Source organism: Alteripontixanthobacter muriae, assembly GCF_013336795.1.
GTDB classification, from domain to species: Bacteria; Pseudomonadota; Alphaproteobacteria; order Sphingomonadales; family Sphingomonadaceae; genus Pseudopontixanthobacter; species Pseudopontixanthobacter muriae.
In genome coordinates, this window is record NZ_JAAFZT010000020.1 from 188,643 (window position 1) to 194,642 (window position 6,000).

Here is a 6,000-nt window from a genome sequence, read left to right on the forward strand (position 1 = left end):
CAACGATAACATATGTGTAGTTGGTGTTTCGTTTGCGCGTAATCCGTTCATCTGGTAAAAAAGTCTGTAACGCACAACGACTCGGGTCGCCCAAGTAAAACTTTGCGAGGGGCAAGTCATGAGCGTGGATCGGGCTATCATAGCCGACGGGAGCAATCTTTGCAGGATCGGTTTTTCAACTATCCTGCGTCAGCCTGAACTGGGCTACTCTGTCGCTGAAGCGACCAATCTTGTGTCTTTAATCGAGCATCTCGACAGCGTTGAAACGCAACTGCTGGTTGTGGACAGCCGGCTTGCAGGGTTGAACGGCCTGGCTGGGCTCGGCGAACTGAGCCGCCACTATCCCAGAACGAAGATCGTTGCTTCGGTCGAATCCCTGACGGGAGAATTCGCACTCGGCTGCATATCCATCGGGATCAAGGGATGTATCGAAAAATCCATGCCTTCTGATGCTATCGTCGAGGCGATTCAGGCTGTTCGCAAGGGCCGCATCTATCTGTCCAATTCGCCCAAGAATTCGGCCTCACCACCCGGGCCGCCCGGTAGCGACCCTGTTTCGCTTACCCCGCAACAGTGCAAGGTGCTGGATGTGCTCGCGACAGGTAAGTCGAACAAGGAAATCGCCCGTATGCTCGGCATCTGCGAAGGCACCGTTAAGGTCCATGTCAATGCCGCCTATCGCGCCCTTGGGGTGCACAATCGTGTCGCTGCGGTGGCACGCTATTCACGCATTGCAAGGAATGCCTCGCGCGAGATGGAATTATCGCTCCCCCTGCAGGGGGAGCAGAAGCGCATGGCTGGAGAGATTGCAGACCGCCGGCACTGAGCAGGCGCTCGTGCCGACTGGGCGATACTCCGGGTAGCCACCCGCACATCAGCCTGATTGCAAAAGCCGCACTTTCAAGGCGTGTCTGCCGAGGGCCGCCAAAACCTCCGTAACAATCCTCACATTCTTTTGGACGCCCGGCGATGGCCATTGCCGACGCCCGGCTATGCGCGCCATATATACCTTTTGGTCTAATGCGTTCGCTATAGTATAGCCGAATGGGTCTATACCTACAGCTAAAGGGCTAGTACTTCTGCATAGTGGACCGAGACACAAACAACCTGTCATACCCTGTTCATCGGTAAGAATCGTTTTCTTCTGTTTTTAAACAGGTGGACGGGAAATTGAATGAATGTCCGCTCAGAACGGGCTTGTTCATTGATAGTTCCCGCCGCTATTTGGGTAGGGAACAAGACAATGGCTGTTAATCTCAACATTCATGACCTCACGTTCGTTCTGCAGCAGATCAAGATTGCTGAAGCGCACGCGAATGGCACGCCATTGGCCGACCTGGTGGGCGACCCCCGCCTTCCCTTTGGGTTGCGCACGGTCGACGGCACTCTCAACAACTTGGTCGAAGGACGCGAAACCTGGGGCGCGGCCGATCAAATCATGCCCCGACTGTTCGACCCCACCTGGCGAAACGAGCAGGATGGAGATAGCTTCGATCCTGATGGTCCGTTCGGCCCCTCTCCCGCTGTAACGAACACTGATTACGGGAGTGCAGTGAGCGTTGCTGACGTTGATCCGCGACTTATTTCCAACCTCATCGTTGACCAGTCACCGAATAATCCTGCGGCTATCGCGTCGGCGCTTTCGCTTGCAGGCTACGAGGGTAGCCAAGCCCTTGCAATCGCCGCCATCCGCACGGAATGGCAGAATCTTCAAGCCGGCGTCATTACTCGCGCGGAATTTGAGACCAGTGTCGCTACTTACGGGATTGCGATGGAGGGCGACAGCCTGCTCCTTCCCAACGTCGCCCCTGATGAAGGGCTGTCAGCCCCATTCAACGCCTGGATGACCTTTTTCGGCCAGTTCTTCGATCATGGCCTCGACCTGATCAGCAAGGGCGGCGCAGGCACGGTCTATGTACCGCTGCAGCCCGACGACCCGCTGTATGTCGAAGGTGGCTTCACCAATTTCATGGTCCTGACCCGCGCAACGCAGACAGCGGGGCCAGGCGAAGACGGCATCATGGGCACGGCTGACGACACCAGGGACACGACCAACGTCACGACTCCCTTCGTCGATCAGAACCAGACCTACACCTCCCATCCATCGCATCAGGTATTCCTGCGCGAATATGAGATGGTCGATGGGCGACCGGTCGCGACCGGACACCTTCTTGAAGGTGTGAACGGCGGGCTCGCGACCTGGGCGGATGTGAAGGCGCAGGCGCGCGATATGCTGGGCATTGTCCTGACCGACAAGGATGTCGGCAACATCCCGCTGGTTCGCGTGGATGCCTATGGGAAGTTCATTCCCGATGAAAACGGATTTGCACAGGTCATCACCGGTCTTGGCGCAGATGGCGTGCCGAATACCGAAGACGACATCGTCGTCAGCGGAACGCCGGAGATCCCGGTGCATCTGCTGTTGGGAATTCCCGGCGAAACAGTGCCGGAAGGTCCTACGGCCACGCCCCTGCGCACAAATCATGCCTTCCTCGACGATATCGCCCACAATGCCGCACCGGTGGTTAGTGGCGGCAATCTGGTGCAGGATGCCGATAGCGCCACCGGCAACGCCGTGGCCTCGTTCCAAGGCCGCAACACTGAATATGATAACGAACTGCTGGACCGGCACTTCATCACCGGCGACGGACGCGGCAACGAGAATATCGGCCTTACCGCCGTGCACCACGTCTTTCATTCCGAACACAATCGGCAGGTGGAAGCCACGAAGCTCACCGTGCTGAAGTCAGGCGATGCCGAATTCATCAATGAATGGCTGACGATCGACGTGACACAGGCGGAAGTCGACACACTGGCAGCAATGACCCCGGCCCAGCTTGCCGTCTATGCGGAAAATGCCTCCTGGGACGGCGAACGCATGTTCCAGGCCGCTCGTTTCGCGACCGAAATGCAGTACCAGCATCTGGTGTTCGAGGAATTCGGGCGCAAGATCCAGCCGAACATCGATCCATTCGTGTTCAACACCACGACAGACATCGACCCTGCGATCTTCGCCGAATTCGCCCATGTCGTGTATCGCTTCGGTCATTCCATGCTGACGGAGGATGTCGGGCGCATGTTTCTCGACGAAGCGGGAAACCCGGTCAGCTACGATGCGAATGGCGTACCGGTCCCCGTCACCGATCTCGAGACCTGGGGAAACGACATCGGCCTGATCGAGGCCTTTCTCAACCCGGTGGAATTTGACCAGGACAGAACGATTTCACACGAGCAGGCGGCGGGTGCAATCTTCCGCGGCATGAATATCACTCATGGCAACCAGATCGACGAATTCGTGACGGATGCACTACGCAGCAACTTGCTGGGCCTGCCCCTCGACCTTGCGGCGATCAACATCGCACGCGGCCGTGATACCGGCATGCCTTCGCTGAACGAAGCGCGCGAGCAGCTTTACGATGCCTCCGGCTCCAGCTTCTTGACGCCCTATGCAAGCTGGGCAGAATTCGGTGCCAATTTGAAGACGCCGATGTCGGTCATCAACTTCATCGCCGCCTATGGCACGCATCAGTCCATCATTGATGCCGGCGACAACATCGCCGCCCGGCGCGATGCAGCAACGGCGCTGGTTCTCGGCGCGGAAGGAGAGTCGCCCGAGCAGCGCGAAGCACGAATCGCCTGGCTGAACGGACCTGCGGCGGAAACCGGCGTGAACGACATCGACCTTTGGATCGGCGGCCTGGCCGAAAAGCAGATGCCGTTCGGCGGCTTCCTCGGTTCGACCTTCAATGCCGTCTTTGAGATGCAGATGGAAATCCTGCAGGACAACGACCGGTTCTATTATCTGACCCGCACGCAGGGCCTGAACCTGCTGAACGAGTTGGAGAACAACGCGTTCTCCAAGCTGGTCATGGCCAATACCGACATGACGCGGCCCGGGCCTGACGGCATTCGCGGTACGTCCGACGACATCCTCGACTATCATACCGGCGTCGACAGCTTCGCTCTGCATGACCACGTGCTGCATGTCGATCCGACCAAGCAGATTGGCCCCGATCCGACGTATGACGATGCCGTCCTGAACGGGCTCGGTCAGACGAGAGTGCAACGCGACAATCTGGCAACCCCGGGGGTGGACCAGAACTACATCAAATATGTCGGCGGCGAACACACCGCGATCAACGGTACCCAAGGTAACGATACCATCATCGGCGGCTGGGGTGACGATGCGATCTGGGGCGGTGCTGGCGACGACCGTATCGAGGGCGGCGCAGGCGTCGACCTGATCATCGGCGGTGCCGGTAACGACATCATCACCGACAGCGGCGACACCGGTGACTTCATCAAGGGAGAAGACGGCGACGACGTCATCGCCAATTCCAACGGTCTCGACATCCTCATGGGCGGGAAAGGCAAGGATGTCTTCATCGTAGGCGTCGACATGACCGAAGTCTTCGCCGGCGAAGGCGACGATTTCATCCTCGGCGGTGCCGATGCCGACTTCCTGATGGGCAATGAAGGCGACGACTGGATCGAAGGCGGCGGCGGTTTCGACACCACGGCCGGCGACAACTCAGAGTTGTTCTTCAATTCCACCATCATCGGCCATGACGTGATGTTCGCAGGCGATGACGAGCATGATTTCGACGCGGAATCCGGCGACGACATCATGGTCCAGGGCGAAAGCGTGATGCGCAACGAAGGCATGCTCGGTTTCGACTGGGCAAGCCATCAGGGCAGCAAGATCGCCGCGAATTCCGATTTGACCATCAAGATCTTCGCGACCGAGATGGCGGACATCCTGCGGAACCGCTTCGACCAGACCGAGGCCCTGTCGGGATCGAACCACGATGACATCCTGCGCGGCGACGATCGCGGATCGGTCGATGTAATTGGCCCGGAAGGCAACATGATCGGTCATGAACTGACGCAGGCCGGCGTCGATCGTATCTCGGGCCTGCGCGAAGCGCTCGGCCTGCCGCCCCGCGGCGATGCGCCCGATGACGAGGTCGTATTCGCTGGCGGCAACATACTGATGGGCGGCGCCGGCAGCGACCTGCTGGAAGGACGCGGCGGCGATGACATCATCGATGGCGACGCCCGCCTGCATGTGCGGATCAGCATAATGGATCCTTCTGGCCAGAATGACATCGCGACTGTCACAAGCCTTTCTCAGCTGGTGACACTGGGCGGCGTGACAAAGCCCCTGTCCAGCATGCTTTTGTCCGGCGAAGTGAAGCCCGCACAGATGCATATCGTTCGCGAGATCGTGGATGACGGGCTCTCCGGCGATCAGGATACGGCTGTCTTCTACGACGAATTGGCCAATTACCAGATCACCGCAAACCCGGGCGGCGGCTTTATCGTGACGCATGTGAACCCGACACTTGATGTCATCGATCCGTTTACCGGGGCACGACGTGTTTCCGATGGATCGGACACCGTTCGCAATGTCGAATGGCTGCAGTTCGCAGACCAGCGGGTCAGCACCGCCGCTTCCTTCACCAATGCCAGCGGGGCAGCGGTCATCGACGACACTACTCCGACCGAAGGACAGACACTCACCGTTGACGTGAGCAGCATCAGCGACACGAGCGGCATCGCGTCCTTTTCGATCCAGTGGCAGCAATCGGCGAACGGAATTGACTGGGTCGACATACCCGGTGCCGTGGGCGAACAGTTCACGCCGGAAGACCTGCCAGGCACCGCTGCGGGCGCACAGGCGGGGCAGTTGCTGCGGGCAGCGTTCAACTATGTCGATGATCTCGGTTTCGCCAAGACCCTGCTGTCCGCCCCGACGGGCGTGACAGGTGTGAACTGGCAGGCCGATGTCGCGACTACCTTCAACGGCACGACCGGCGACGACATCCTGAATGGCAGCGCCGGCAACGACACGCTGCAAGGCGGAGCAGGCAATGACCTAGTTGCCGGAAACGGCGGTAACGATGTTCTTGAAGGTGGAACTGGAACCGACACGACGGTGGGCGGAACCGGAAACGACGTACACATCGTCGATAACGCCGCAGACGTAGTGATAGAGGC

2 protein-coding genes are annotated in these 6,000 nt (G+C 59.0%); both read left to right on the top strand.

Annotated features, from left to right (window positions below; genetic code table 11):
- The first annotated feature begins 118 nt into the window (after positions 1–118).
- Positions 119–826, top strand: a complete 708-nt coding sequence (locus G7A66_RS07175) for a LuxR C-terminal-related transcriptional regulator (RefSeq protein WP_174294992.1) — start codon at positions 119–121, stop codon at positions 824–826.
- Positions 827–1,243: 417 nt separating this feature from the next.
- Positions 1,244–6,000: peroxidase family protein (locus tag G7A66_RS07180; protein WP_206675100.1), on the top strand; the 4,757-nt coding region annotated here is incomplete at its 3' end.